The organism is Streptomyces sp. NPDC004658 (assembly GCF_040609555.1).
Lineage (GTDB): Bacteria > Actinomycetota > Actinomycetes > Streptomycetales > Streptomycetaceae > Streptomyces.
This window is the reverse complement of sequence record NZ_JBEXKG010000046.1, coordinates 18,755-45,090: the sequence shown is the minus strand read 5'-3', so window position 1 is coordinate 45,090 and position 26,336 is coordinate 18,755. Positions and strand designations below refer to the sequence as shown.

28 protein-coding genes are annotated in these 26,336 nt (G+C 69.5%); 4 read left to right on the top strand and 24 right to left on the bottom strand.

From position 1 onward, the window contains the following. Positions 1-3: 3 nt before the first annotated feature. Positions 4-375 (bottom strand): MazG nucleotide pyrophosphohydrolase domain-containing protein, encoded by a 372-nt coding sequence (locus tag ABZV94_RS18360; RefSeq protein WP_356341368.1) that lies wholly within the window; start codon positions 373-375, stop codon positions 4-6. A gap of 210 nt (positions 376-585) precedes the next feature. Between ABZV94_RS18360 and ABZV94_RS18355 the strand changes: the two genes are divergently transcribed. Continuing rightward, entirely contained in the window at positions 586-1,944 is a 1,359-nt protein-coding gene (locus ABZV94_RS18355; RefSeq protein ID WP_356341367.1) for a hypothetical protein, read from the top strand. 86 nt (positions 1,945-2,030) lie between these two features. On the opposite strand, the gene ABZV94_RS18350 is transcribed toward ABZV94_RS18355, so the two are convergent. The 11 genes from ABZV94_RS18350 to ABZV94_RS18300 form a co-directional block, all read right to left on the bottom strand. Further along, complete coding sequence (locus ABZV94_RS18350) at positions 2,031-3,350, bottom strand: helix-turn-helix domain-containing protein (RefSeq protein ID WP_356341366.1); 1,320 nt, start codon at positions 3,348-3,350, stop codon at positions 2,031-2,033. Further along, positions 3,347-5,830, bottom strand: a complete 2,484-nt coding sequence (locus tag ABZV94_RS18345; RefSeq protein WP_356341365.1) for a hypothetical protein — start codon at positions 5,828-5,830, stop codon at positions 3,347-3,349. Before ABZV94_RS18345 ends, ABZV94_RS18350 begins: the two co-directional genes overlap by 4 nt. A gap of 481 nt (positions 5,831-6,311) precedes the next feature. Continuing rightward, entirely contained in the window at positions 6,312-7,085 is a 774-nt protein-coding gene (locus ABZV94_RS18340) for a hypothetical protein (RefSeq protein ID WP_024127424.1), read from the bottom strand. A gap of 407 nt (positions 7,086-7,492) precedes the next feature. Beyond that, complete coding sequence (locus ABZV94_RS18335; protein WP_356341363.1) at positions 7,493-7,831, bottom strand: hypothetical protein; 339 nt, start codon at positions 7,829-7,831, stop codon at positions 7,493-7,495. Between the two features lie 817 nt (positions 7,832-8,648). Next, positions 8,649-9,644, bottom strand: a complete 996-nt coding sequence (locus ABZV94_RS18330; RefSeq protein WP_024127422.1) for a ParA family protein — start codon at positions 9,642-9,644, stop codon at positions 8,649-8,651. 1,723 nt (positions 9,645-11,367) lie between these two features. Beyond that, positions 11,368-11,850: a hypothetical protein gene (locus ABZV94_RS18325; RefSeq protein ID WP_024127420.1), complete on the bottom strand. Its 483-nt coding sequence runs from the start codon at positions 11,848-11,850 to the stop codon at positions 11,368-11,370. Positions 11,851-11,928: 78 nt separating this feature from the next. Beyond that, positions 11,929-12,180 carry a hypothetical protein gene (locus tag ABZV94_RS18320; protein WP_024127419.1) on the bottom strand — a complete coding sequence of 84 codons (252 nt, stop codon included), beginning with the start codon at positions 12,178-12,180 and terminating at the stop codon, positions 11,929-11,931. A gap of 199 nt (positions 12,181-12,379) precedes the next feature. Beyond that, positions 12,380-13,564 carry a hypothetical protein gene (locus ABZV94_RS18315; protein ID WP_356341361.1) on the bottom strand — a complete coding sequence of 395 codons (1,185 nt, stop codon included), beginning with the start codon at positions 13,562-13,564 and terminating at the stop codon, positions 12,380-12,382. 38 nt (positions 13,565-13,602) lie between these two features. Continuing rightward, entirely contained in the window at positions 13,603-13,932 is a 330-nt protein-coding gene (locus ABZV94_RS18310; protein WP_024127417.1) for a hypothetical protein, read from the bottom strand. 16 nt (positions 13,933-13,948) lie between these two features. Next, positions 13,949-14,500 (bottom strand): hypothetical protein, encoded by a 552-nt coding sequence (locus tag ABZV94_RS18305; RefSeq protein WP_356341360.1) that lies wholly within the window; start codon positions 14,498-14,500, stop codon positions 13,949-13,951. A gap of 29 nt (positions 14,501-14,529) precedes the next feature. Next, positions 14,530-15,402, bottom strand: coding sequence for a hypothetical protein (locus ABZV94_RS18300; protein ID WP_356341359.1), 873 nt, complete (start codon positions 15,400-15,402; stop codon positions 14,530-14,532). A 379-nt stretch (positions 15,403-15,781) separates the two neighbouring features. On the opposite strand from ABZV94_RS18300, the gene ABZV94_RS18295 reads away from it, so the two are divergent. Continuing rightward, positions 15,782-16,489 carry a hypothetical protein gene (locus ABZV94_RS18295; RefSeq protein WP_356341358.1) on the top strand — a complete coding sequence of 236 codons (708 nt, stop codon included), beginning with the start codon at positions 15,782-15,784 and terminating at the stop codon, positions 16,487-16,489. 39 nt (positions 16,490-16,528) lie between these two features. Here the strand turns inward: ABZV94_RS18295 and ABZV94_RS18290 are convergent, their stop codons facing one another. The 7 genes from ABZV94_RS18290 to ABZV94_RS18260 form a co-directional block, all read right to left on the bottom strand. Further along, on the bottom strand, positions 16,529-16,765 hold the full coding sequence (locus tag ABZV94_RS18290; RefSeq protein ID WP_024127413.1) for a hypothetical protein: 237 nt from the start codon (positions 16,763-16,765) through the stop codon (positions 16,529-16,531). A gap of 76 nt (positions 16,766-16,841) precedes the next feature. Then, complete coding sequence (locus tag ABZV94_RS18285; protein WP_024127412.1) at positions 16,842-17,303, bottom strand: hypothetical protein; 462 nt, start codon at positions 17,301-17,303, stop codon at positions 16,842-16,844. 56 nt (positions 17,304-17,359) lie between these two features. Beyond that, the gene (locus ABZV94_RS18280) at positions 17,360-17,911 is read right to left on the bottom strand and encodes a hypothetical protein (protein WP_024127411.1); all 552 of its coding nucleotides are present in this window, start codon (positions 17,909-17,911) and stop codon (positions 17,360-17,362) included. Positions 17,912-17,994: 83 nt separating this feature from the next. Next, complete coding sequence (locus ABZV94_RS18275; protein ID WP_024127410.1) at positions 17,995-18,225, bottom strand: hypothetical protein; 231 nt, start codon at positions 18,223-18,225, stop codon at positions 17,995-17,997. 73 nt (positions 18,226-18,298) lie between these two features. Continuing rightward, positions 18,299-18,829, bottom strand: a complete 531-nt coding sequence (locus ABZV94_RS18270) for a hypothetical protein (RefSeq protein WP_024127409.1) — start codon at positions 18,827-18,829, stop codon at positions 18,299-18,301. A 52-nt stretch (positions 18,830-18,881) separates the two neighbouring features. Beyond that, the gene (locus ABZV94_RS18265) at positions 18,882-19,202 is read right to left on the bottom strand and encodes a hypothetical protein (protein ID WP_024127408.1); all 321 of its coding nucleotides are present in this window, start codon (positions 19,200-19,202) and stop codon (positions 18,882-18,884) included. Then, entirely contained in the window at positions 19,193-19,516 is a 324-nt protein-coding gene (locus ABZV94_RS18260; RefSeq protein WP_024127407.1) for a hypothetical protein, read from the bottom strand. Before ABZV94_RS18260 ends, ABZV94_RS18265 begins: the two co-directional genes overlap by 10 nt. A gap of 323 nt (positions 19,517-19,839) precedes the next feature. On the opposite strand from ABZV94_RS18260, the gene ABZV94_RS18255 reads away from it, so the two are divergent. Then, positions 19,840-21,030 carry an endonuclease domain-containing protein gene (locus ABZV94_RS18255; RefSeq protein WP_356341357.1) on the top strand — a complete coding sequence of 397 codons (1,191 nt, stop codon included), beginning with the start codon at positions 19,840-19,842 and terminating at the stop codon, positions 21,028-21,030. A 46-nt stretch (positions 21,031-21,076) separates the two neighbouring features. Next, positions 21,077-22,033 (top strand): endonuclease domain-containing protein, encoded by a 957-nt coding sequence (locus tag ABZV94_RS18250; RefSeq protein ID WP_356341356.1) that lies wholly within the window; start codon positions 21,077-21,079, stop codon positions 22,031-22,033. 165 nt (positions 22,034-22,198) lie between these two features. On the opposite strand, the gene ABZV94_RS18245 is transcribed toward ABZV94_RS18250, so the two are convergent. The 5 genes from ABZV94_RS18245 to ABZV94_RS18225 form a co-directional block, all read right to left on the bottom strand. Beyond that, on the bottom strand, positions 22,199-22,594 hold the full coding sequence (locus tag ABZV94_RS18245; RefSeq protein WP_356341355.1) for a hypothetical protein: 396 nt from the start codon (positions 22,592-22,594) through the stop codon (positions 22,199-22,201). Positions 22,595-22,750: 156 nt separating this feature from the next. Next, positions 22,751-23,170, bottom strand: coding sequence for a hypothetical protein (locus ABZV94_RS18240; RefSeq protein ID WP_356341354.1), 420 nt, complete (start codon positions 23,168-23,170; stop codon positions 22,751-22,753). A gap of 147 nt (positions 23,171-23,317) precedes the next feature. After that, positions 23,318-23,581 (bottom strand): hypothetical protein, encoded by a 264-nt coding sequence (locus ABZV94_RS18235; RefSeq protein WP_356341353.1) that lies wholly within the window; start codon positions 23,579-23,581, stop codon positions 23,318-23,320. Positions 23,582-23,795: 214 nt separating this feature from the next. After that, positions 23,796-25,265 carry a hypothetical protein gene (locus ABZV94_RS18230; RefSeq protein WP_356341352.1) on the bottom strand — a complete coding sequence of 490 codons (1,470 nt, stop codon included), beginning with the start codon at positions 25,263-25,265 and terminating at the stop codon, positions 23,796-23,798. 182 nt (positions 25,266-25,447) lie between these two features. Further along, the gene (locus ABZV94_RS18225; protein ID WP_356341351.1) at positions 25,448-26,146 is read right to left on the bottom strand and encodes a hypothetical protein; all 699 of its coding nucleotides are present in this window, start codon (positions 26,144-26,146) and stop codon (positions 25,448-25,450) included. Between the last annotated feature and the right edge of the window lie 190 nt (positions 26,147-26,336).

Genomic DNA, 26,336 nt, shown 5'->3' with positions numbered 1-26,336 from the left:
CCCTCACGCACCGGCACCGGCGCCGGCCTCGCCCTGCCCTGGCGGCTGGTCATCACTGTCCAGCTGAGCGGTGATTGCCGTATCCAGCTCCGCCATCGTGCGGCGAAACGCGGACTCCAGGTCTACGCCGTACCGGTACGCAAGGATCAGCACCGACCACAAGCAATCCGCCAGCTCATGTTCCAGAGCTGCACGGCTGGCGCCCGGCCGCAAGCCCTCCTCCGCCATGACGATCTTCGCCAGATCACCGACGTCGCCCATGAACCCGTTCACGTAGTCAGAACGGGCCCAGACGCGGCCGCGTCGGCGGAGATTCAACTCGTCGTACTTATCGTGAATCGCCACGGCCAAACGCAGCATCTCTGCAAGCTCCACGGCGCCCATTCTCACCGGCGGAACGACAAAGCCGCCTCACCTGCCCTGCGCGGCAGCGTGCTCAGGGTCCGCTCGCACGGTGCCCTGGCACGTGGGGCTGCCTCTCGTGGAGTCGTTCCCGTGCCGGGCTGAGATCGTGTGACAGCAGGCTGGGCGCCGCCGGTGGCGCCCAGCGGGCCCGACTGGGCTGGTGAGGGAGAAGGAGAGCTGATGCTCGACCTGGAAGAGCGGGTCTCGCGGGTGTTCAACCCGGACGTGCGGCCGCTGGTGCGGGAGGCGTACCGCTGCTACGCCTCCGGTGCCGCCCGCGCAGCGATCGTGCTGACCTGGACGGCGGTGTGCGCGGATCTGATCCATAAGGCGGAGATCCTCAAGGAGGACGGGGAGAGCGACGCCCGGGGCCTGGTCGAGGACGTCGAACGGGCCCAGCAGCCGGGGCAGGCCGACGCGGTGAACATCATGCTCGGCGTCGAGCGCAGCATCCTGGACATCGCCGAGAAGCTCGAGTTGATCGACCGGACGCAGAAGATGCAGTTGGAGCGGCTGCGCGAGGACCGGCATCTGTGCGCTCATCCCTCGCTGCGCCCGCTCGGTGAGCTGTTCGAGCCGACGGTCGAGTATGCGCGGGCCCACCTCGCCGTCGCGCTTGAGGCGGTGCTCGTCCACCCGCCCAGCCAGGGCCGCAAGATCCTGGAGAGTTTCATGGTCCAGGTCGCCGACCCGGCGTTCACCTTCGATGCGCAGTACCTCAGCTACGCCTTCTTCGATCGCGTCCGTCCCTCGGCCCGGGCCAAGGTGGTTCAGTTTGCCGCGAAGTTCGCGCTGCTGCAGATCGACGACCCTCACGTCACCATCCCGTCCGGGATGCTCGCCGACCGGATGGCTATGTGCCTGCGGCACTTCGCCGAGCGTGATGCTGCGCTCGCCACGGACTGTGTGGCCCGGCACGCTGACCGCCTGGTGAAGGCCGAGCCGGCCGTACAGCTGGCCGCGCTGGCCCGGCTCGGCGATCTGCCGGCGTTCTGGGCCTCCCTGCCTGAGGCTTTGATCGCCCAGTTCAACACCCGGATCGAGGGCATCGGCAAGGCCGAACGCACCGGCGCGCTGCCGGCCGACGAAACGAAGGTGCTTGCCCTGGTCGCGAACGCGGAGGTCCGCGCAAGCCTGCCCGCGCTGGAAGGGGCGTTCGCCGCGCTGCATGTCAGCGACCGCTGCCGCGTGATCGAGCAACGCCCCGACGCCTACTTCGCCGCCCATCTGCCGGGCGTGCTGGAGGAGGTGGGCAACTTCGATCACGGCCAGTTCGTCGCCCGGACCGCGGTGCTGCCGTGTGCGGGCGTGCTGAGCCTTTCCGACCTGCGAGCCGTGCTGCGCGCATGGTGGGACAACGACCAGTGCTTCGGACGGGCGATGCCCGGCTACCTGATCGAGCTGTACACCGCGACGTCGCATCTGGGCGAGCAGCGCGATGCGGTGTGGCGGGAGTTTTTGGAGGAACTGCGGGAGTTCAAGGTGCTCTTCAACCAGCTCGCCGCCGGGACCGGTCTGTTGGACGTGCAGGCCGACTGACTCCTCACCGGCCCGGTGATGGGCGGCGCATACGGCGCGGCCGCGAGGCGGGGCGCAGCAGGACTGGCCTTCACGGTGCTGCACCATCACGCCACCTGGCCGGTTGTGGGGGTGTAGGGGAAGGTCGGGTGGCGGGTATCGGACAGGTCCCAGCCGCGCCATCGTTCGTCGTGGACCTCGCCCGTAGCCGGGTCGACGACCCCCTCGGGCACCAGGACAAGCGCTCGCCGGCAATTTCGGCGCCTCTGCCGCTCCTCCAGCCACCGCTGATAGCGGGCGCGTTCCACTTGGTGCCGCTCTCGGCGGGCGCGGCCGCGGCCTCTCGTCGCTCTCCGGCGGGCGCTGTCGTTGAGGAGTTCCTCCTCGGGATGCAGGCGGGCGGGCCCGGCGAGTGCGGAGGCCAGGTAGTAGCGGCCCTCGAGTTCGGCGACCAGGCCGTCGGCGACGAGGCGGGCCAGGCGGCGCTGGATGGTGCTGCGGTGCAGGCCGGTCGCCTCCCGCAGAGCCTTCACGTCGAGGCCGTCGAGGGGGTCGAGGCAGGCCAGGATCCGCGCGCCGGACAGGCCGTGTCCGTGGTGGTGGAAGGCGTCGTGGTGCATCAGCGAGCCGATCGCCCGGGTGTCGGTGCTGTGCGCGGCTGGGACAGTTCCTGCCCCCCGGTACCCCGCGGTTGGCGACCGTCCTACTCCTGCACCATGTGTCTGTGCGGCCCCGTGGGGGCGAAGCCGGTCGGGGACCTTCAGCCGCCACATCGAGCCGTGCAGCTTGCCCGAGCCGCTCCTGAGCAACACCAGCCAGCCGTCCTCGACGAGGCGGCGGTTGCTCGCCTCCACGGTGGCCCGCGCGCAGCCCATCGCCTCGGCCAGCTGACGCACCGACGCCGTGTGCTCCAGCCCACCGGCCCGCTCGCACAGCATAAGCCGGGCGATCAGGTTCTTCAGGTCGCTGCCCGCACCGCCGGCCGCCGACCACTGCTGCTCCTCGACGACCTGGCGCACGGCCTCGATCGCCTCCAGTGCGTCCTGCCGGCACGTGATCACCGGGGCGCCCGCAACGAGCCGGCGCGCCTTGTCGAGCATCGCCGCCAGTTTCGCCTCGGCGTAGTCGGTGCCCTTACGCTCGCGCAGGTGACGGGCCCAGGCCCCGCCGGCCGTCGGCGTGTACAGCAGGACCTGGAAGAAGTCCGCCGGCATCCAGGCCCGGCCCGGCTGGGAGCAGCCCACTGCCAGCGCCATGGTGAGGCGGTATCCGGCATCGGAGTCGCTGCTGCCGCCGTAGCGGCCGGTGACGTCGCCCTCCAGCAGCAGTCGCCGCATCCGGGCCGACAACCCGCGCCGCTCCCACACCGGCAGCGCGCGCCGGCCACCGCGCGCGGGTGACCGCTCCTGTACGGACTGGCTCGTCATGTGTTCACCAGCTCCCGCACTGCACCGTCGGCGTCCTGCGGCAGGGGCGGCACCGCAGAGGCGGGCAGCACCTGGTGCGAGCCGGTCCGGACGACCGGCGCCGCCTTGCCGAGCGAGTACGTCACCCGAAGTTGGGCCAGCAGCTCGCCCAGCCACCGCTCGGCAACCCTGCCCCGGGCCGCCTCCCCCGCCGCCCGTACGGCATCGCGGGCCTCGACCGTGTGCGGCTGGCGCTGCTTGCGGCGCGCGGCCGCGGCCGCCATCCGTGCGGCGTGCTCGGCCTCCTCGTGCTGGCCGAGCCGCACGAGCGCCGCACGACGGCGCCGATCGCGCAGGTCCTCGATCAGCCGGCGTCCCGTGAACGCCACGGCCGCCTCGTCGTGGCCTTGTTCGCGCAGCTGGTCGAGGCGCTCGGCCAGCACCGCTCTGGTCGCCTGCTCACAGTCCTGCCACAACGCCCGGGTGCCGGTCACATCGCCGGGGTCGAACCGCAGGACCAGTGCGTACCGGACGGCATCCCGCAGGGCCATCTCGACCCCGCGCTGCTCGGTGCACCGCAGGCACAGCCCGGCCGCATCCGGCAGACCGCAGTCCGCACACGGCGCCGCCGCCCGCGCCTGCTCCGCCTCGGCCAGCGCCTGCCGCTTCAGCTCGTACGACGCCTTCCGCACCACCTGCTCGGCCGACGCCCGCTTGCGCGCCGCCGCCTTGCGGACCAGCTCCTGGCGAACGGCCTCCTGCAGCCGCCGCTCGACCTCCCGGCCCACCTCCCGCTCGGCCAGCACCAAACGCCCGGACAGCCGCTCGTCCAGGACCTGGTCTGCCACCCGCTGCCGCAGGGCACGCCGGTCCCCCACCAGCACCTGGCAGCTCTCACAGGCCCCCCGCGTGTCCATCCGCAGGCCCTCGTCACACACCGCAGACCAGCACCCAGGCCGCTGCGGCAACCCCCGCTTGACCAGCCAGCCCACCAGGTCCCCCACCGGACGCGTCCCTTGCGCATCCAGCCGCCGCTCCAGCCGATCGGCCAGAACTCCCTGCGCCAGTTCCGGACCCACCAGCCCCCGCAGCCGGCCGACCTCAGCGCGCACCAGGCCCGCCAGCCACCGCCTCGTACTCGACCGGCCCAGCTGCGACCACAACCAGGCCACCGGTGCCAGCGCCTCGTCAAGCTCTACCGGAACGGACGCAGCAGGGCCGAACACCCGACGCGCCTTGCCGAACTCGCCTCTACTCGACCCGATCTGGACAGGCTTTTCCCCGCGAAGCGGGCCACCCGCAGCCCCATCCTGGGCAGGCGACGATGCACCCGCCGCGTCCTCGCGCACGCGCACGCGCTCCCGCCGACTACCTCCGTCCCCGACGGCAGAGCCGGAAAAGCACCGATCACCCGCACCCTCTTCTTCAACGTCAGCCACCCCAGCGTGGACCGCGTGTAGGGACGCGGCATCGGGGCGCTCTGAAACCTCGCCTCTCAGACCCTCGACAGTCTCCGAAACAGCATGCTGACCTGCGGCTTTGGCGTCCGGGCCAGCTTCGACAGCTTCAAGATCTCCGGATGCAGCATCGGGGCGCTCTCCCAGCAGGTCCTCGAACGACTGCTGCGACCAGCCCTCCCCCGCCAGAGGCGACGCCTCGTCGTCTTCTGCAGCCGACTCGGCGGCGGCCGCGCACGCCGTACAACCAGGTGACGCAGCAGCAACAGCCGAGACCGGCCCATCCTGTGCGGCAGGAAGACCCGCCCTCGGGCCGGCACCAACAGGTCCACCTTTGGACGCTGCGGCGACTGCCGGCACCAGCAGCAGCTGCTTGCCCCGCATCCCCGACCCCGTACGACGCGACGGGGTCTCCACGACCCTCCAACGCCGCAGCCGCGTCAGGACCTTGCTCGCGCCCGACACCGAACAGCCCAGCAGCTTGGCCAGCGTCGCCGCGCACCGCCCGCGTCCCTCCTTGACCGTCCCTCCCACCAGCGGAACCGTGCCGTCCTCGCGTGCGTGCAGCACCAGCAGCAGCAACGCCAGCCGATCGGTCGCCGCACCCTTGCCGTCACGTGCGGCGAGCAACCCCGCAGGCGTCTCAACGCCCGCCCACCCCGGCGCGAACAGCGCTTCCAGCAACCCCAGGAGGACCGCGAACTCCGCCTTCGTCAGCGCGAGGGGAGCCCCGTAATCGCCCCGCACCTCCCACACCGGCTCAACCCGGCACGACACCCCCTCGACCCGACCGCTCGTTGCCGTGACGACCTCCGTCGTCACGGCCTTCGCTGCCACCAAGGCAGGGAGCACGTCGTGGTCGACACTCGACGCCGCGACCCCCAGCCATCGGCCGAGCTCCCGAGCCGTCGTCTGCACCCGACGGGAGCCATGGTGGGTCTTCCCCATCAGCACCACCGCGGCCAAAAGCTGCGTGTGCGTGCAGTTCGCCAGCCGCGGATCAGAGATCAGCGCCCTGACCGCTGCAGAAAGCCGCGTCCGCATCACTAGCCCGAGATGCAGCGGGTGACTGCGCCGCCGCCGGGTGAGGGACCTCGACTCGTACGTGTCGTGGAATGCGCGGCCCCGGGCTGCACGAGGAGGATGCGCCAACGATGGGGGGAGTTGAGTTGAATCGGGCTGATTGCTCCCGCCTGTTTGAGGCATGACTGAGCCAGCCCTCGTCCGGGTAGCTATGATCTGCTCCAGTCGAGGAGGTAAAAGGACGTCCGTCATCGCCACCCGGCCCGCTAGGGCGTAGCAGGACAGCCGGGCATGCGACGTGATTCAGCTAGGGATGTCGGCCGTGCCTCACCTCCTCGACAACAGCAGTGGCCCGGGACCGCAGATCCCGGGCCGTCCTGCTACATCAGCCCCTGCAAGGCGTCCATCTGTGAACTGCGCGATTGCAGGGGAAGACCACTGTGGAAACCAGTGCCCAGCGCTCGACTCGGGCTGCTGGCTTCTAGACGGGATGCTCGGCGAGTCACGTGGCCTCCTGGTCCCGACGTCGGCCGAAGTGCTTGAGCTGAGGTCCGTACTCGTTGAGCAGGCTGGTGTCGTCCACTGGACGTCGAACGACGCCTCCGTCCGGGAGGTCATAGAGCTCGAACCAACGCAACTGTGCCCCGCTTGTTTGGCGCTCGATGACTCGGACTGCCACGTCTGGATGCTGCGACGACGCGTGCTGCTTCACCTTCTGATACGTGGTGTCGTCGAATCCTGCGGGTGACGTGGCAAACACAGTGAGCTGTTGGGGAATGGTGCTGAACGCCAGGAGAGCGATAGCCGTGTCATGGACGGTGATCGTGGTGTCCATGATCTTGCGCGGCCAGTGGAAGATGGTTTCGAGGTTCGGCGGTAGCTCAGCGATCCACTCGCCGATTGGGACAGCGACGAAGTTCGTCCGCTGATGCTCAAGGACAAATGCGGAGTGGGAACCGAAATCGTTGGTGACCTCGACGCCCTCAGGAGTGATCCACAGAATCGAGTCCATCCTGGTAGCCGTGTCACGTGCAGCGTCTCGAGCCGCGTTGACGGCGAGCGACTGCCAGGGTTCCATCGCCCGGGCCTCGCTCCTCGACCGCTTCTTGCCTGGCCAGACCAGCTGATCCACGAACGCGAACACGCGCACGACAATGACGTCCTCACCGTCGAGAGCGCTTGGGTTGACGAGGCCGAGTTGAGCGGCCTTGGTCACCCAGGAGCGATTGACGTTGGCCGTGTTCGCAAGGACGGCCGGCTGCACGTAGGCGGACAAGGCGTCTCCAGTGTGTGTCCTTAAGGCTGTGGATCACCGTATCGCATTGTCGCCCATTTCCGTGTCGCGACGCGACACGGACACCCCGTCAATTGTTCGGCCTCACCTGGGCTTTCGCCCTAGTTGTCGGGTTTTCCTGAGGGGATTGTGTGTCGCGTCGCGTCATAGTCGAGGCGCTCAAGAGAGCCAAACGATGCGAACGTGGGAAGGTGCCAAGATCCCTACATAGATGCCTACATAGATCCCTACAGGCATCCCTACGGAGATACCAATGGGCCTACAGGTGCAGCTACTGAGCAACCTACTGAAGGGCATACAGCTTCGGCCCGGGAGGACCTGCGCGAACGCGGGAGCGCCGACCACGACAGTGGTCGGCGCTCCCGCGGAACCTGTTCAGGTACCCGTGTCTACTTCCCGAGCGGCCCTTCTGCTTCGAGATCGCGCAGGAATCTGTCCAGGGCGCCTGAGTAGACGTGGACAGCGATCCGCGCGTGTCCCGCTTCGCGGAGATCATTGGCAAGGGGCGCCGCGATGGCATACACCTCAGGGCTGACCCGGTGGCTGGCTTGCTTCCCCGTGCCCACATCGGTCTCGCGGGAGAGGAGGAACTCCTCCGCGAGTTCCAACTGCTCCTCTATCGTTGAGGGCAGATAGAGACCCATTGCTGCGTCAACGTATTGCGCAGCGGTAAGAGCCTTGCCCGACGACGAGCAGTCTTGCGCCACTCGCTTGCTGAGCTGAGTCACCAGGTCCGCTGCGAACCGGAAGGGATGAGTCTGCCAGGTATCACGCCGGAGCTTAAGGTCCACCCTGCTGCTGCGCCAGGAGCTGAGCAGCGCCTGGTGAGCGGGCCCCACCTTAGACCCCTGCCGGGGGGAGACACTGCGCCTTCGGCGCGATCCCGTCGATGCAGACCGCTCACCGTGCGACCCACCACTAGCCGAGTTGGAGGTGGTCGTCCTCTCCCCTAGCTCACCGTCATGGTCGGCACCATGAGCTCCCTCTTGTTGGTCGGCGGCGTCTTCCGGGTCTTGTTCGTCGGTGGTGCCCCCCGGGACGGGAACAACCTCGGTGCCCTGCTCGGTCTGCTCGAGCGCTGCTCCCGCAGACGGAGCAGGTGCATGGTCGGAGGACGGTAGTCCGGTTGAAACCGCTTCAGAAGGAGGAGTACTGACGATAGGCGTTGAGCTGCTCTCAGAGGGAGTCAGATGTCCGTCGAGGTCCGAAGGTGTCTCTGTCCCGGCTGCCCGTCGACTCGACTCCTCTCCGTTCAACTGCGGTTCCTCGGCCTGCGCAGGGAGCGATTGTGTGGCAACCGCGTCCGGCGCATCCGGAGATGTGCTGGGCGCAGGCACACTTACGGACTCCGTCGTGGCGTCCGGAGCAGTGGCGGCCATGACTGGCTGAACTCCAGCACCCTGGCCGAGCACAGAGCGTGCCGCAACGTTCGCGGCCCCCGACAGGGCGGGATTGCTGAGCAGGTCGGGACGAGGCCGGAGGCCTGCCACCTTCTTGGCTGTCTTCTTCCTCGGCTTCCGCTCCGCTCCGGAGGTCTCGGCTTCCTCAGGCATCGGCGTTCTCCTCGACGAGGACCGGATCGGCGATGGTCCACTTCTGGCGTGGCAACTGGATGCGGTCCAGGATCTCCTCGACAACGCTCGTGTACTGCTTGCCACACGAATGGTTCGGGAACCGGACTACGGCCGGCCGCCCATAGATGTAGGACTCCGAAATGCGGACGTCTCGGCGTACATCAGTGACGAACGGGAACAGGCCCCGCCCAGGCTCCGCGTTGATTCCGTCGCCGATCATCGCGTTGCGGATGTCAACGTCCTGAGTTGTCCACGCCGACTCGGGGTTGGAGCGGTTGAGCAGAGCTCCAAGTAGCTGGGGCTCGCACTCGCCAGCAGTGTTCGTGGCGATCGCATGAGTCGCGGCGCTCAGGACCAGGGCGCCCTTGATGGACTGGTACTCCGGGATGCATACGGTGACTACGTAGTCAGCTGCCGCCAGCGCCACCGCATTGAGATGGGACACGGCCGGCGGGGTGTCGATGAGGACGAAGTGAAAGCCCCGCGCCTCCTGGAGGAGAAGGTGCCGAAGGGTGACGATCTCCTTGTAAGGCTTCGTCACGAACGCGTTCTGCGCCGCCGACATCGAGGCCTCTTCCGAGGCAAGGACGCAGAGCTGGCCGTGGCCTTCGAAGTCTTCCAGCACGTCGGCCGTTCGATCGAACATCGCCTGCTTGAGGCGTGGACGAGGGAACTTCTGAAGCGCCATCTGGAGGATGTAGCCGAGAGACCGCTGCAGCTCTGCTTCGTTCGCAGCTTCATCCTCATGGCCACCGAGGGTGATGCCCAGCGCGGTGCCCGCCTGAGCCTGGGGCTCAAGGTCAACGATGAGGACGTTGTAGCCGGCCATGGCAAGCCGGGCCCCAAGGTTCACAGTGGTGGTGGTCTTGCCTACACCACCCTTCTGGGTGGCGATGGCAATAACCACCGGCACCGGGAGCGATGCCTCATTGGCGAGGTCGATGGCGCTCGCAAGGTCTGTGGTCATCGCGAAGGCCTCCAGTGCTGGTGGAGAGGGTGGCTGCGGGAGACAACGAGGTGGCTGTCGCGTCGCGTCACGAGTGAGGGAAGTATCTGGGTGGCGGTATATGCCAGTTGCTGCATCACGAGGGCGCTCTGTGCTGGGTATAACGGACATTGAGGGCGTGCTTCGTGTACTGGATGCCTGTCACCCGTGTCACGACGCGACACGGGTGACGATAACAGGAACACGCGACCAATGCTGGAGCTGTGGGAAAGCAAGCGGCGTGTCGTCGCTGTTGCGTTGAGGGGCGTTGACGCCCAGTGCGGGGGGTGGCGTGTTGAATTGCCTCCTGAGGAGGCAGGTGGCGCCATGGCCGCGACGGAGCATTGCTCGGCTTGGCCGTGACGAGGTGAGCAGATCACCTGGCAGCGAGAAGGCTGGGGAAGGTCGCGCCATCGGCAGGGGGGCTCGATACGGCGTACTGGCGGGACGGTGTTGGGTCATCTGAGCGGGCGCGCGGCAAACCGCTGATCTGTGACAAGCGGAGAGTCGATGTGAGGCGCAGGGACACGCAGTGCAGGTGTCCAATGGCGCGAAGGGGCACATCAACCTAGCTACATCAGGCGATCCCTACAGAGATGTGAACATCCCTACAGAGATCCCTACAGAGATCCCTACGTACCTACTGAGATAGCTACTGGCATACCTACAAAGACCTCTTCGAAGTGAGGTCGTCAAGTCGGATGCTCATTGCACTCGTGCAAGAGAGGCTCCACGAAACATGCTGTGACAGAGGCAGTCAGTGAGCGATTAGCGAGTGAGATTTGAGCGCAGGCGCACAGTCGAACAGCAGGTTTATAACCGACCTACGCTGTACACAACTCACTGAATGTGGTGGTGAGAATTCGACCGAGCGAGGAAGAGGAAAGCAAGCCTCCTCATCACCGTAGCAAGGCTTCAGAGTGATGCGCACCTAGTCAAAATTCTTACGGATAGGCATCGGAAGCGAGCTACGCTCGTAAATACCAGTGTTGCGCCGAAGAGTAAATTAAGATTTGGTTACAAGGAAAACAGAATGCGAATGTGCTTCCGAAGTTCTACGTAGCAAGCGGGGGTGCATTAGTCGCCATGTGATGCAAAAAGGTAACCGCACTCCGCATTGGAAGCACGGCTCGTCCCAACTCGTCACCGGAGACAGGCTGGCAGGCTCTAACGCGCCCTCAGCAGCCGTCGCCGAGACGCATCCGATCCTGCAAGGCGGTAGGCGCTGCACTGGAAGGCTACGCTCGGACGCACCCTACTTCGAAGCACATGTTCACCAGCCACATGGGAGCGTCGCCGGGGACGACGGGCCAACGAGGCATTTGGGTCCGAGAACGGTGCCGGCGGCGAGTGGGCAGAGAACCTCATCATCCAGCCGGAAGCTCGAATCGAAGTCAAAATCGCCACTTGCCAAACTCGGACGCCTTCTTGGGGACAGGCTGCACGGGTGGAGCGCGCTCCTCACGCACCGCGTTGCGCATTTACAAAACGACCGAACACGACCTCTGGGTGTCACGTCGAGCAGCGGTGCTGAAGGCGACCAGAGTGTGCTTGTCGAGTTGGTGAGGCTCAACCGGGGGGAGCTGCTCGGCTAGGCGGACGTGCACGCTCCTTCACTGAGAACGTGCCGCACCCCACGGAGGCCGCTGCGCGCAGAGCTTGATTCTCCGTGGCAAGGGGGGGTGGGAAGGGTGCCGAGGAGGGCCTACTCGCCGGGGGAGAGTGCGTGGCGGGCTGCAACCTCGATGACGCCGGCGGAGAGGTAGACGGGGCCGGCGGCGAGGTTCTGGACGATGTAGGGCTCCAGCTGGGGGGCCAGCTCGGCCACCTCGGCCTCTGTTACGCCCAGGATGTCGGCGGCTTCGCGGATCCCGGCGAGAGGAGGAATGGCGGCAACTGGCAGCTGGGCCTCCCGACGGTCGAACTCGGCCTCGGTCATCACCTCGGCGTGGATGACGGTGTCGGGGGTGATGTCAGCGGTGATGCCTGCGCCCTGTGCGGCCTCGATGCCGAGGGTGAAGGCGTTGGTGACGCTGTCGGTGTCGATGAGGAGGCGCACGGAGATGTTGCCGTTCTCCGCCGGGCCCACGGCAGGCCGGTACCGCTCCGGCAGGGCCTGCAGGAGGCGGTCGTACGTGTCGAGGTCCGCCTGCTGAGCGAACTCCACGTACACGCTGAACGAGTTCACGTGTCGAATCTCCTCGTGTCTGGTCTGGGTCAGTGGCGGGTGGCCGCCGGGTCGGTGCCCGGCGGCCCCGGATGGTCGCTACCGCCTCTTGTTCCCGGCCTTCTTCTTGGCCTTGCCCTTGGCCTGGCCGTTGTCCCGGTCCTGGAACCCGGCCTTGCGGCAGTATGCCTTGGCGTTCTTCAGTCCGTGGGAGTCGGAGGGGGTGCAGGGCATCCCGGTGACGAACGTCTTGCCTTTGAAGACGTGGTAGTGGTTCGTCCCCTTGCTCTGCTTGACCGTGAAGCCCTGCTGCTCAAGTGCCTTCTTCAGCTTCTGGACTTCCTTGTTCACCGTGCTCTCCCCTGTTGCCCTTACCTCTCGGTTTGACGCTTAAGACTATACCGAGAGGGCGTGGAGGATGCAAGGCTTAAGCGTCAATCTGTTGTGTCTGGGTGCTACCCAATGGGGGACTGTCGGCAGCGCCGTCCTGTTCAGCGGCGCCGGTCAGTTCCGATGCGGAGGGGCGGCGGTGGCGTACCGGCCGGCGAAGTCAGTCCGGGGCCGAGGTGTGGGCCAGGGCTGTGATGGCGCCCTCGGGGGAGTGGCACGGCTGAGTGAGGGCGGCGGCAGTCCATAGTCCGTTGTGCGTGGGGCGGATCGTGCCGAGATGTCGTCCCTGGACGAGGACTGCGATGGAGCCGTCGGTCTGCTTGATCGTGGTGGCCTGGGCGGCGGTGGCGAGGATGGCGGGCACCGTGCCGAGTCGGCCGGCGTCGCGCAGGACCGCGGCGGTCGCCTCCAGCCGGTCGGCGGCGTCGGCCGCGAGCAGGGAAAGCTCGGTGGCGCAAACCATGAACAGGTGGGCGTCGCCGGGTCGTCGGGCGGTCGCTGTGGGCAGGGCGTCGGCTGCGGTGTGGGTGGCGCGTAGCTGGCTTGTGGTGGTTTGGCAGCTGTCGGCCGTACGGGCCGCGTCGCGCCAGGGAAGGTGGTTGCAGGCCTGCGCGAGGGTTCGCAGAGCGGTGGTGAGCTCGGCGGAGCGGTTCAGGCTGCGGGCGCTGTCGGTCAGGTCGTGGTGCGCGCGCCGGACGGCGGCGATGGCCTCCTGGGCCAGGTATCGCGCGGCGAAGGGGCCGGTGAACTCCGTTGTCGGGCCGTGTGCGGTGGTGGTGAGGCGGGCCCGGGCCAGTTCGGCGTGCACGATCAGCTCGGCGAGCGGAAAGAGCATCCACTCGCGTGCCTCGCCTGTGTGGGTGTTGAGCAGCGTGCGGGCGGGGACCGGAAGCTCGGCCAGCAACCGGGCGGTCCGCCGGCAGGCCGCGGGGGTGGCTGTCGTCATTTCGGGGATGAGCAGGTCCAGGCCGGCGAGGATGGCGGTGACGTGGGGCTGGCGGCCGGCTTCGAAGAGGAAGGCGCGGGCGGCGGCGTTGACCAGCTCGTCGCGGAGGCCGACCAGATGGGCCAGGTCCTTGCGAGCCTGCAGCACGGTGTCGTAGGGGAGATGGGCGATGTCGAGGGTGCCGGTGCCGTGTTCGTACAGGTGGAGCACGACGGCGTCGCTTGCCGCCTGGAGGGGGTCGGTGCGCCGGGGCCCGGTGCCGGCGGGGGTGTGGGCGCGCAGGCCGTCGTCGTCGGTGACGTGCCCGGCGAGCATGTTGCCGGGTCCGGTGACTGGGCGGTGGCCGGCGCCGTCGTCGGCGCCGAGCCGGAAGGAGGGGAAGAGGGGGAGGGACTGCACGAGAGCTCCAAGGGGCGGGTTGGACGGCCGGGGTGGGCTCAAGGAGCAGTGGGCGGGCCGAGTTCGGGGAACAGACGGCTGACCTCGCCCTGTGCCCATGCCAGGAGGGTGTCTGCCTCGTCCTCTTCGTCGTCGTCGAAGTCGTCGCGCCAGTAGTACGCGTGCTCGAGGCCGCGCTGGCGCAGCTCCGTACGGAGCGTCTCGACGACCTGGGTGTAGGTGAGGGTGGGCAGGTCGTCGGTGTCGTCGGAACGGTGCTTGGAGCACAGGACGGCGGCGATGGCGAAGGCGTTGAGCTGGTGCACGACGGGAAGCTCGATGCGGATGGATCCGTCGGTGTAGCGGTGGGCCTTGAAACGGGTGGCCATGTGGGTCCTCGGTGGGCTATCGGGACTGAAGCGGTCGGATGGCGGTGCAGGGCTGTGCGGCCGGCCGAATCCGGCTTCCGCCGGGAGCCGCGCCGCGCTCGATGACCTGGGCGAGGCGTTCAAGACGGTCGGCCGCTGCGGCGAAGCGGGGTGTATCCGGCTTCTGGCGGCAGGCGTCGAGTTCGGCCAGCGCGTTGCTGAGCTCCACGCGCACGCGCCAGGCCCGCACCTCGTGCGGCGGGCTGTAACGGGCACGCACAGCAGGCTGGTTGAAGTACAACTCGCTGTAGATGCCCCACCGGCCGCCGACCAGGGCGTAGTAGTGCACCCGGCGGATGCTCGGGGTCGGTCCGGGCTCGCTGAAAGCGAACCGGACCTCGGTGCCGGACCGCAGGCGGATCACGTCGCCGTCGCGGGCCGGGCGGTGCAGCCGATCGCCATCGGGCGCCACGTCGGCCGGCGAGTAGGTGCCCGCCGGAGCGGCCGCGACCGGCTTCGCTTCCCGTGGCCCGAGCCGTTCCCGGCCCGGGTAGCGGGCGCTGCCGGGCGCACCTGGCAGCAGCTGCACCGGTGATGGGGCGGCTCGGCTCGGGCGCCTCACCGCCGGCTGCCGTGGGTGTCGAGGCCAGGAATGGGGACCAGCTGCTCGATGAGCGCGTCCACGAGCCGGCCGACCACGTCGGCGGAGGCCTGGTCGGTGAGCGAGGCGATGATCTGGCGGGCGCTGCGGGCGTGGGAGCGCGCCTCGATTCGCAGGGCCAGCGCACCGGGCAGGTGGCAGCTGACGCGGCCGAGCTGCTTGGCCGCCTGGACGATGTGGTAGCGCAGGTCCATGGGCAGCAGGTCCAGGGCGGCCTGCTGGCCCAGCGGGACGGGCTGGGGGATGTGCTTCTCCAGCAGGTGCGCCTCCCGTGCGTCGACCGCCCCGCTGCGTGAGGTGAGGGCGGCAACCTCGCCGTGGAGGCTGCACACGACGATGTGGTCGGTGAACGGTCCGGCGCTCGCCTCGTCGATCCGGACGGAGGGATCGTCGGTGACGTCCTCGGGCCGTACGCGCCCCGGGACCGATCCGAAGCAGTCGCAGGAGCGCTCGTGGTGTGCTGCTGTGTCCTCGTCGTCGGGCACGTAGTGGAAGCGGTTGCCCGCGTCGACGACGAGGCTGCCCCTGTAGGGGCCGGGGTGGGAGACCCAGGTCGCCTCGGCGTGCAGGGTGCGCCGCTGGCGGCGGGCGATGTCGGAGAGTGCGGTCAGCGTGCCGTCCCACACGCTATGGCTGCCCGCCATGTTCTGCGGGCCGGCCTCGAGTCCCGCTAGTGCGAAAGCGTTTCCGCCCTCGGCGGTGACGTAGGTGAGGGCGAACTGGCGGTCGTCCTCCAGGCGGCGCAATTGCTCCAGGTCCTGGCTGATGGCTTCCAGTGGGACCGCGGTGTCGAAGGTGATGTGGCCGGTGATGCTGATGTCAGCGCCCAAGGCGGTGCTCCTGCGCAGGTCGCGGCTGGGGTTGGGGCGCGCTGGCATCGTCGCCGGCGCGTTTTGCTGCCGGGAGTGGGCGCCCCCTTGTGACGCTTAAGACTATACGCGGGCCGGGTGGCCGGTGCAAGTCTTAAGCGTTATTGGGGCGGGGTTGGGCGCGCGGCCGAGAAGCTCAGCTCCCCTTCATGGCAGGCGAGCGGCCAGCCGGCATGCGGGGTCGCCCGGGGTGCGGCCGGCGGATTGAGGCGGTGCGGCCGGCGCACGCCTCGCAACTGCCGCCGCCGCGCCGCAGCCAGCGGCGGACCGTCCGGCTGCTCGAGGGCGGGGGAGGCTGGCCGCACTGCGGGGCCCGTCACGCCGGCACTACGTTGGGGTGATGGACGACGTGCAGATCTACGTCTGGCACCCCTTCTCGTACGACCACGCGATGACGGCATGCACGTTGTCGCGGAACTGCGGCCGCCTCGAAGCCGAGTACACCGCGACCGCGGGGAAGAAGGGCAGTCCCGCCGAGCACATGGCCTACGCCACTGGCTCGGTGATCGCCTCTTTCTGCTTCCTAGAGGCGTCGATCAACGAGTTCTACGCCGCCGCAGGTCGTGAGGACCTACAGTCGGCCGGCGGGTGCGGCGGTCTGGAGGCCGGTGACCTGGGAGTCATCGCCCAGGTCGCCGATGCCGTGGAGAAGGTGCCGACGCTCGAGCTCTTCCGGCTCGCGCTGACGGTGCTGCGCCGGCCGCTGCTCTACCGTGGGACCCAGGTGTACGCCGACGCAGACCTGCTGCGCCGCCTGCGCAATGAGCTGGTCCACTACACACCGCGCCTGCTTCCCGCGGACACCGGAGAATCCGGCGGGGTGGTGGACAGGAGGAAGATGGTCGAGCAGTTGCGCCAGCGCGGCTTTGCGCCGAGCGCCTTCTTCGCCGACTCCAGCAACCCCTACTTTCCGCAGAAGTGTCTGGGTCATGGCTGCACGACCTGGGCGTGGAAGACGGCGCTGGCGTTTGCCGATGCCTTCTACAGCGGCCTCGGCATCACCCCGCCCTACGAGAACGCCCGCGCCGCCGGCCGGCTGGAGCCGTAGCACGGGGAACCCCGGCGCGGCGGCGGCGTCCACGCCGCATCAGGTAGGCCGGCGCTCCTCGTATCGGGTGCCGAGCTCGGCGGGCCGGCAGGCCCACTCGGTTTCGGGCTCGTAGTAGTACACCCGGGCGACGCGGCAGGGCTTCAGGCTCGACAGGCCTTGCTCGACGTCGGAGCTCATGGTCGGCCCCAGGTAGACGATGGTGCCCTCGCCGTAGGGGTCCGCAAGCTCCTCGCCCGGCCGGATCTCGGCGCCTGTGGCCTCGTCGATCAGCACAGCAGGTCGGCTTCCGGCCCGGCCAGGCGTTGGCGCATGCGGGCCTGCTGCTCCGCGCGGGGCGTGCTCGTACCGCTCAGTTCTTCCTCCTTGCTCGCGCCGGCTCATCGCGGAGCGCGTCCAGGACGCGGCGGCCGGTCAGCTCCTCGGCCAGGGCGGCACGGCGCTTCGGACTGCGGCAGGCGGCGAGGACGGCGAGGCGGTCGGCGGGAACGAGCACCTGTCCGGCGCGATCGCACGGTGCCTGGAAGCGTCCGGTCCCGGAGGTGTAGGCGAACAGCATGCCCGGCTCGCCCGTCTCGTGCTCGGTGCGCAGCTGCAGCGCGAGGTCGCCGCCCACGGCGGCCAGTCGATCGAACAGCTCCTGGACCTCGTCGACGTCCAGGGCGTAGGAGGCGAAGCCGCCCACCAGGTCGTCGTCCGTGACGTCGCGGGCGTCGCCGTCCAGAAACGGTCCGGCGATCAGCTCGCGCACGGCCTGGACGGTCGGGCCGGAAGCACAGCGCACGATGTCCAGCCGGGTGTAGGAGTCCTCCATAGTGATCCGGTCTCTCGGGGAAAGGGACTGAAGGGGAAGGGGAGTTGCGGCGGCGCTCAGGCCACCCCGGCTCCGTGCGCGTACGCGCTGGTGGTGTCGTCGGCCGGGTTGCACCGCTCGTCGTGGCAGGTGACGCCATGGTGGTAGCGGCGGGCGGTCTCGTCGAACAGGTCCCGCACTGCCTCGGGGACGTCGTCGGCGTGCTGGGTGACCGACTCCAGCCACTCGTGATCGGCGCCGCTGGCACCGGGGTCGACGACATGGACCGCGATGGCGGGGCCGCTCATCTCGCGGCCGTCCACGAACACCGTCACCTCGGTGAAGGCGTCGGGGTCGCGGTCGACGACGACGTCGATCCGGCCTGGGGCGCCGGGCGGGGTGCGGCGCAGCAGGTAGTGCAGGCTGCTGCTGACGCGGATCTCATAGATGCCCGTGACCCGGTCCAGCTCCCGCAGCCGTGCCCCCGCGTGGGACAGGGCCTCCCACGCCTCGGCTACGTCGATGGGACGGCCGGTGGCGTCGTTGGCTCCCTGATGTACCGAGGCGTAGGTGAGATCCCGCTGGAGGGCGGTGATGATGCGGGTGCTGGTGCGGGCGATGGTGCGCAAACGGATTCCTTGTCTGGGGGCGGGCACGCCGGGCGACGATGGAGAGTGAAGGCGGTGGGCGAAGCGGTCGGCCGCTCGTTGTGCTAGGCGGACGGCTGGCTCGCGGGCGAGGCGATGAGCGGGCATGAGCTGGTGTCGCGGACGTACTCCAGCGCGGCCTTGATGGTCTGCTGCTCGTCGAAAGAGCAGCCCGGCCGCTTGCACACGGCCCGGTACTGCCGTCCCGGGCAGGGCTCGCCCTTGCGGTGGGTGCAGGGCTCGCCGTCGGAGTGCACTGGCTTGGCGGCTGCCCGGTGGCGAAGGGACTGGGACACGAGTTTGGTGCGTTCCTTCCTGAGCGGGCGCGGCCCCTAACGGGAGCGGGCCGCGCCGGGATGGAGAGCGGAGTCAGGCGGCCCGCGCGAGACGGATGATCTTGGCGAGGGTGGTGACCGGCTCGTCGTTGAGGGCGAGGGTGACCCGCCCGAAGGCGGCCCGCGCGGTGCCCCGCTCGCTCTCGTCGAGGTGGACGATGTCGAAGTCGCCGTCCTCGCTGGTCAGTTCCTCGTAGCTGGGCCACGGGTCGTCATGGCAGATCTCGCAGTCCTCGCCGTGGCGGCACGTCTCGCGCTCGGTGACCCAGGCGCGGACGCGCTCGTAGCCCTCCGGGGTGACCTGGGTGAGCTTCATGCGGGCGCGGTCGCCGTGGCTGGTGGCGAGGAAGTCGGCCGTCAGCGGACCGGCCGTCAGGCGGCACCAGGAACCGGAGGGCCGCTCCGGCACGTGGACGGTGCCCTCGACGCCGACGGCCTCGGCGAGCAGGGTGGCTCCGGCATAGGCGGCGGCACGGCTGGCGGACCTGGCGACGTCGACCGCCAGCTGCCAGGCGGAGTTGCTGGAAGCGTCCATGCGGTCGGGGACGAAGGTGGTGTGGTGCATGTTGGTCCTCTCGGTCGGCGGGGCAGGGGCGGTCGGCCCGGAGGGGGAGCGGTCAGCGGGTTGCCGTGACGTGCAGGTCGCTGACACACGGCAGGGCGGCGAGGACTTCGCGGACCTCCTGCGGGGTGAAGCGGCAGCGGCGGGTGGCCTTGGTGGGCGCCGCCCACAGCTCCAGCTCGACCGGCGTGTCGGTGAGGGTCCCGGAGTCGGCGCACTTGTACTGGCGCCGCGTGACGCGTGCGGTGTACTCGCCGAAGGCGATGCGGTCCTTGCGGACGGGGACAGGCCGGTTGCCCATGTCCCAGGTGAATTCGGCGGTGTGCTCGACGCCGTCGATGACCAGGCCGAGATCGATGGTGACCTCTACGCGCACGGCGGGGTGTCCTCCTTGTTCGGGGCGGGGGTCTCGGGCTTGAGGGAGCGGCAGTACCAGCAGCGCGGTCCGGCCTCGGTGGGCAGGAACCACGCGTGGCCGTCGCCCTCGTCGTGCGGGGCGGCGCCCGGGCACCGTTCGGGAACGGGCAGGCTGTCGAGCAGGACCAGGGCCTTGGCCTGCAGCCGGGCATCCAGTGCCGTACTACGCGGGTTGCCGACGAGCAGGAGACGCACGAAGTCGGCGAGCCGGTCGCGCTGCAGGCGCACGGTCTCCATCTGAGGATCGGCCCGGTCGGCCACGGCCTCAGTCACAGGGCCGCACCACGTAGGGGGTGAAGTCGCCGTCGCCCCGTCGTCCCGCAGATAGGCGTTCGGGCCGCTGTGTGCCCGAGAGTCGGGGCGGCACCAGTCGACCAGAGCCTGCTGTTCCGCCACGTCTCACTCCCTCCATCCGTCACCCTCCTGACGCTTAAGAATATACGCGGTGCGGACTTGGTGCGCAACTCTTAAGCGTCAACCGTGTCTGGGGTGAATCGCCGGCCGCAGGCCTCTGCGGCGCTCGGCATGCACTGTTTCGGCGTACCCCGGACGCAACGGCCGGCGCCATTGTCAGTGGGAGCTGTCATCCTGCGGTCATGCTCATCAGCCCGCAGCGCGCCCGGGATCTGCTCGCCGAGCTGACCCGCCCGTGCCCGATGCGCCTGGCCACAGCTGCCCTCGACACCCGCCGGTTCCATCACCACGGCCACGTCTTCTTCGGCGACACCGCTCTGGAGGGGCGCAAGGAGAGGAACCGCTGGTGGTTCGTCGCCGACGAGGTGGAGCAGGCCGGCCGCACGCTGGCCGGCCTGCGGCTGGAGCCCGGTGACCTGGTCGAGGTCCACTTACCCGTCCGGCAGCCGGGCGAGGTCCGCGGTGACAAAGGCAACGACTGGCTCGGCCCGGACACCAACTGGCGCAGCGAGATCATCAGCTGGATGGGCAACGCCGCCCTCTACGAGCAGGACCCCGACAGCGACTGGAATCTCGTCCACGCCGTCAACCCCCACGGACTGCCCGGATCGCTGACGATGGAGGCCTTCCGCGCACGGTTCGGCACGATGGTCCGCGCCGGCACCTATCCGCTGGATCACATGACCTGGTCCGGGACGTCCTGGCTGATGCCCCGCGAGTACGTCGAGCTGATGGACCGCTGGCAGGCCCGCGACAGCGAGCTGCTGGAGAAGGCCCGCGTCTGCCGCGGCTGCGGAAGCCTTGGTCCGCGTTACGGCGCATGGCGCGCACCCACCCCGCGCGGCTACGTCACGCTGTGCCCCGCGTGCTCGGTCGCGGTCTGCCAGCCGTACACCGGGCAACTCGCCGGCGTCGCTTACACCTGCGTGCCGCGCACCACCCGGCCCGCCCGCTTCCTGTGCCGGCTGTGCGGACTCAGCCGGGCGTTCACCTGGGACCACTGCCACGACCACGGCCTGGTCCGCGGCCCGCTCTGCGCCAGCTGCAACACCTACGAAGGCAAGGGCGTCCGCTTCCTCGAGCGACCGGGCGCCCTCGCCCTTCTGCTGGACTGCCCGGCCTGCGAGCGGGAGCAGACCCTGCCGGAACGCTTCCGCGTCGACGTCGCCACTGAGCACGTGCGCGGTCTCGAACGGCACGGCCGCTGTCCTATTCGCCCGAGGGTCCAGGACACCACCCCCACTGACTCCGGGTTGACCTTCACCCTCGGCTGCGCCGCGCACGACACCGTGTGGAGCCGAAGTATGACCGCCGCCGAGATCGCCGTCGTCGTCGCCGCCTTCGTCACAGCCGGCCCCGCAACCGCCTCCTGATGTGATCACGAGCGGCGCTGTCAGTGGCGTACGCCAGGCTGTGCGAGTGACCCACCAGCCCACATCCGAACTCCCGGCCCACAGCGCACTGGTGCTGACACAGCACACCGGTGAGCACGCCGGTGCCGCCTACCACCCGCGCTACCGCCCGCCTGCCCGCGCCTACCGGTGCGACCTGTGCCCGGAGCCGGCCGCGTTCTGGGACCACTGCCACGACCACGGCCTGATCCGGGGCCCGCTGTGCCGAAGCTGCAACGGGAGCGAGGGCTTCTGGGTCCACAGCCGCCACGGCGTGGAGCACCTGATGCGCTGCCCCGACTGCCGAAGTGCCGGCCACCCGCCGATACGCAACCGCGTCGTCCGGATCCTGCCGACCATGCAACTGCTCCTGCACCACTACGATCCCGCGCGGCATCCGCTGTACGGGCACGCCGTATGGGCCGACGGCGTCGGCGTCTGGGAGCGCGTGTTCGCCCAGCTGTCCGCCGGCTACGCGAGCGCCGAGGCGCAGTGCGCGCACCGCGACTGTGGTGCCCGGTGGACGGTGTGGGTCGACCGCGCCCGCTTCGAGCGGCTGGACCAGCTCAGGCTGCTGACCGGAAGGGAACTGCCCGGACAGACCTACACCTCCGGCCGGCCGCGATGGCCGGCCGAACCGACAGACGTTTTCTGGCTCGACAACCCGGCCGGTGTGCCGGCGGCGGCGCGGCCCCGCGAGGCGGCCACCGTAGTGCTTCCGGGGGCTTACGCGCGCCGCCTGCAGGAAGCCGCGCCAGATGTCCTCAACGAGGTGGCTCTCAGCCTCTGCTGGACCCGCCGCGGCCGCGCGGAGGCACTCGAGATCACCTCGGACACCGTCGGCCTGATCACCCTGTCCACCATGCTCTACCTCCCGGCCCGCAAAGACCCGCAGCGGCCCTGGACACCAGCTGAGCGTAGAGGGCTGGACCAGGCGAGTGCCCGGATCCGAGGGTCCCTTCACGCCCTCACCAGTGGGCGCTGAGCACTCCGGCGGCTGCGCCGTACAACGCGGGGGTTCGGTCACACTGAATGGGCGGCTTCGCCTCGGGCATGGCGCTGCAGGACTGCACAGACAGCGGCTGCTGCCGGGCGGGTGCCGCGGGGATCACCGCACCATGGCTGGCCACGGGAGCGCCAGTGGCAGGGGCTAGCCGATCGGGTAGGGGCGGCCGGTGTAGAAGCGGAGGTGATCCCGGACGGCGTGCTCCATCGCCGGGCTGCGCACACCGGCTCGGATCAGGTCCGCATCGTGCACGGTCAGCCGCTGGCGCAGGCCTGGTGGACCGATGATGACGGTGAGCTCATCGAAGCGCAGGGTCGTCACGTCAAGGCGCCCGACCTTCGGGTTGATCGTGGTCAGGTGCAGGCCCGAGTACTCATCGCGGACGACCGACTGAGCGAGCGAGATGTGGAAGACGAGATCGTCGACGCGGAGCACCTCGCGGTCGCCGGTGACCAGGGCGCTGGATTCGACGCGACGGAGCAGGCCGAACTGGCTGAGCACGGCGCGGTGGTTGACGGTGGCGTAGAAGGGATCGCTCAACGGGGCGTCTTTCCTCTGATGCGCGGTCAAGAAATGTCAGGTCGGCAGTCCGCTACAGCGGGCAGGCGACAGCCGGGCGGGTCGGCCGTGCTGCGGCCAGGGCCGGATGTGTGAGCTCAGCGGGCGGGGTCACCTGTCGGGAGTGCCGGAGTCCCGTCATCGGCTGGGTGGCCCCCGGCCGGCCGCCACGTGGGACAGCCTCCGCCGGGGACAGGCACGACGACGCCGTGGTCGCCCTCGTCGTCGACCCCAGAACTCCAGGAAGCCGACGAGCTCGTGATCGTGGCCGATCCACGCGGACAGTTCGGCAAGCCGGTCCTTGACGGCGTAGGAGGGGATCTCCATGTCGACCACGCGAAGGCTCTGGACCCCCCTGGGGCGCTCCTGTTCGTCCGTGCCGCCATCGTGGTCGGGAACGAGTACCCACATGTTCTGCTCGACGAAGGTGTTCAGGGCCGCGTCGCTGAGACCGGCCGGGGCGAGGGAGAACCGGCCGCTTGCTGCGAGTTCCCACAGTCGGGCGAGAGGGACGGGCGGGCGGAACTCGATGGATCCTTCGAGGGCGTACGCGATCACGTCACGTTCCTGGTGAGCGGATGACAGGCGGGTCGGATGCCGGACCCTGTCACCGAGGGGCCGCCGGCCGGCAAGGGGCTCGGCCGGTCTGGAGGCGGCCGGGCGGGGGTGCGCCTGGCGGTGGCGCACCGCCCCGTGGGGGGAGGGTCAGTCGCGCTCGGTGGCCAGCCGGACCGTCTGCTCGCCGTGGCCGTAACGGGCGAGCGACTGCGAGCAGGCGAAGTGGGAGTCCACCGGCTCGCCGGTGGTGAGGTTGTGGCCGGTCAGGCGCCAGCCTCCGATCCACACGCCAGAGTCGCTCTTGTGGAACGGCAGGACCTGGGTGGCGGTGCCGACCCAGCTGGTGGACCGCGCGCTGCCCTTCATCGTCCGGGTGACCATGATCCGGTCGCCTTCGGCCGGGAAGAACATGGAACCTCCAATGGGGAAGTGGGGTTGGGGGCCGCGCTGTGCGCGGTCGCGGGAAGCGCGTGGCCGGAGCCGAACCCGACTGACGCTTAAGAATATACCTCCAGTGAGTGGGGGTTGCAAGGCTTAAGCGTCAGAGGTGAGGTGTTGGTCGGGCTGCCGCCGGAGGCTTGGCGGAAGGCCGCCGTGCGGGAGCGCCGGGGCCTGCCGTACGCGTTCACCGCGCGGCGTGCCGAAGGTGGCGTGCCAGGCTCCACCTGCACCACTCGGGCCACTGCGGGAGCGCACGACCGGCAGCCAGCGCTGCGTTGCTGCGTCGCACGTCCTCGGCCTGATTGACGTGCATGACGGCGTTGATCCGCATCTGCTCCAGTGGGGTTCGCAGGTCCTGATGCCAGGCGTAGGGGCGCCAGCGCACATGTGTCGCCCCAACGGAGACGATCTCGCCGGCGAACGCGTGGCGGGTCCGGGGGCCGGGCCGGTGCTCGGGCAGGAACTCGACGTGCATGCCCGGCAGGACGACGCCCGGCCCGGCGATGATGCCTGGCACCCCGTCCCACAACTCCCCGCCCCCGTCATCCTCCTCGTCGCTCGCAAGCTCCTCGTCCGCGTCCTCTTCGGGCTCCGTATCGGCGCCGGCTGGTTCCACGGCGGCCTCGGCCTCCTCGGCGGCCAGCTGAGCGGCCTCGGCACGCAGCTCGGCGACGACGTCCGGGTCAAGGGCGTGAAGGCGGACCTGCTCGTCGGTGGGTACCCAGCCGCGCGGGCGCTTGCGCCACGTGTAGCGGACGCCCTCGACGGCGGCCCACGCCTTCCAGCGCCGCTCCTCACGCTCCTCCTCGGCGCGACGTACCTCCCACTCGGCCCACCACTTCTCCCGCTCGATGCGGCGGCGCTTCTCTTCGGCCAGGAACTCATCTCGGCGCCGGCGCCACTCCTGCCCATACAGCAGCGGGCGCAGGGGCATGCGCTCCTGCTTGCGGGAGTACGCCACAGGCGCGGGCTGCTCCGAGTCCCACACAAGCAGGGCACGCAGCCCGTCGGCGGTCGCCTCGATGCGGCAGGAGCCGTCGGCGGCCGCCACCGTGGCGAGGAAGCCCGCGCCTTCCAGTGCGCTGATCCGGCCAGCGGCCACCCGAGCCCCGGCCCGGCCGGGACGGGTGATGCGGCGCGCGATGCCGTCGGCGTCCCGGACGAGCTCGCCGGCCGCGGCCCGGCGGACGGCCTCGGCGTGCTGGGCCGACCAGCCCAGCTCCTTCGCCTGCTCTTCGCGGCGCCACCGCTCACGCCAGCTGGTGACAGGTGCCGTCTCGAGGGACCCGGTGCCATCGGCGGGCTCGGCGGTATCAGCGCCCTCCCCTGCGTCGGCCGGTGCGGGCGGCTGCTCACGGACGCGCTCGCATGCCCCGTTGCGAATGGACGTCACCGGGCGGCCGCCCGAGTAGCGTACGGAGACCGTGAAAGCGAATCCGCCCAGTTCAGGGGCCTGCTCGATTGCGTCGGCCTGAGCGGCGACGGTCTCGTGCGCGCCGCGGGTGTACAGGACCACGAAGGTGTGAAGCCGCTCGCCGCCCCGGTAGAAACCCTTGACGCGGAAGTCCTTGCCACGCCCCTGGGACAGGCCCAGTCGGCGCAGGACACGGGCTATGGCGACGGCGGGGGACTTGGGCTGGGGCATCACAGCCACCGAAGCAGCTCCTTCAGAGATCTCGGAGGCGCCGGTCGGCCCCCTACGCGGGGCAGGCCCCTGCAGGTGAGTCGGGCCGTGTCCAGGACGACCGCGTGTCAGCGGGAGGGGCGGCAGGTATCCGGGTGGCCGGTGTGGAGGAGAAGTGGTGCCGGCACCGCTGGCGGCGAGCTTGCGGCGCTTCATCGGGGCGAGCGCGCCGACCGGGAACACTCGCGCGCGGGGCGCTCGCCGTCCGCCGCGAGCGCGGCACTGTCGCGGCGGAGGATGGACAGCAACCGCGCGAGGTCGGCGGGCGGCTGCTCGCGCAGGATGCCGTGCGCGGGCTCGGCGTGAGACGGGGCATCCGCACCGCTGGCGTGCCACTGGCGCACGGTGTCCGCGGCCTCGTCACGGTGCGGGACGCCGACCACGTTGTTGACGCGGCCCTTCGCAGTAACCCAGCCGTAGGCGACGGCGGGGCCGAGGCCGTTGCGGAACGTCCAGCCGATCGGCACTCGGGAGTCGCCGCCTCCGGACAGCACGGCCTGGAAGTGGCGGGAGCGGGAGTCGCACAGGAGGGCGAGCATGCGGGCGAGGATCTCGCTGCGGACCATGTCGCGCAGGTCCTCCATCGCCGAACCGGCGGCGGGCTGCGCCGGCTCGGCCTCACCGCGCGTCTCGTTGGGGCCGGCGACATACTCCAGGCTCCCGAGCAGACGCCAGCCGAAGGCGGCCAGAGCATCGCGCATGCTCGCGATCCCGTGCGGCAGGGCGATCAGCGCGAAGGCGTCCGTCTCGCCGCGTCGGCGAATCGAGATGCGGTCCTCGCGGTAGCCGGGACTGGCGAGAACGCTCGCGCACGTGACGAGGAAGCGGGCCTCGCCGGAGGTTGGTGACATGGGATTCCTCTCAGTGTCTGTCACCGGGCCGGCCTGCGGACCAAACCCTGGCCAAGCGACTGGACTCCAGATGACGGGCGGCGTGGGGCGCCACACCAGGTGAGGTGCAGTGCGGGCCCGGGGAGGTGTCGCTCCCCGGGCCCGCTGGGAGGGCCCGACCGGCTCTGTGCCGCCGGTCGGGGCATGGCTG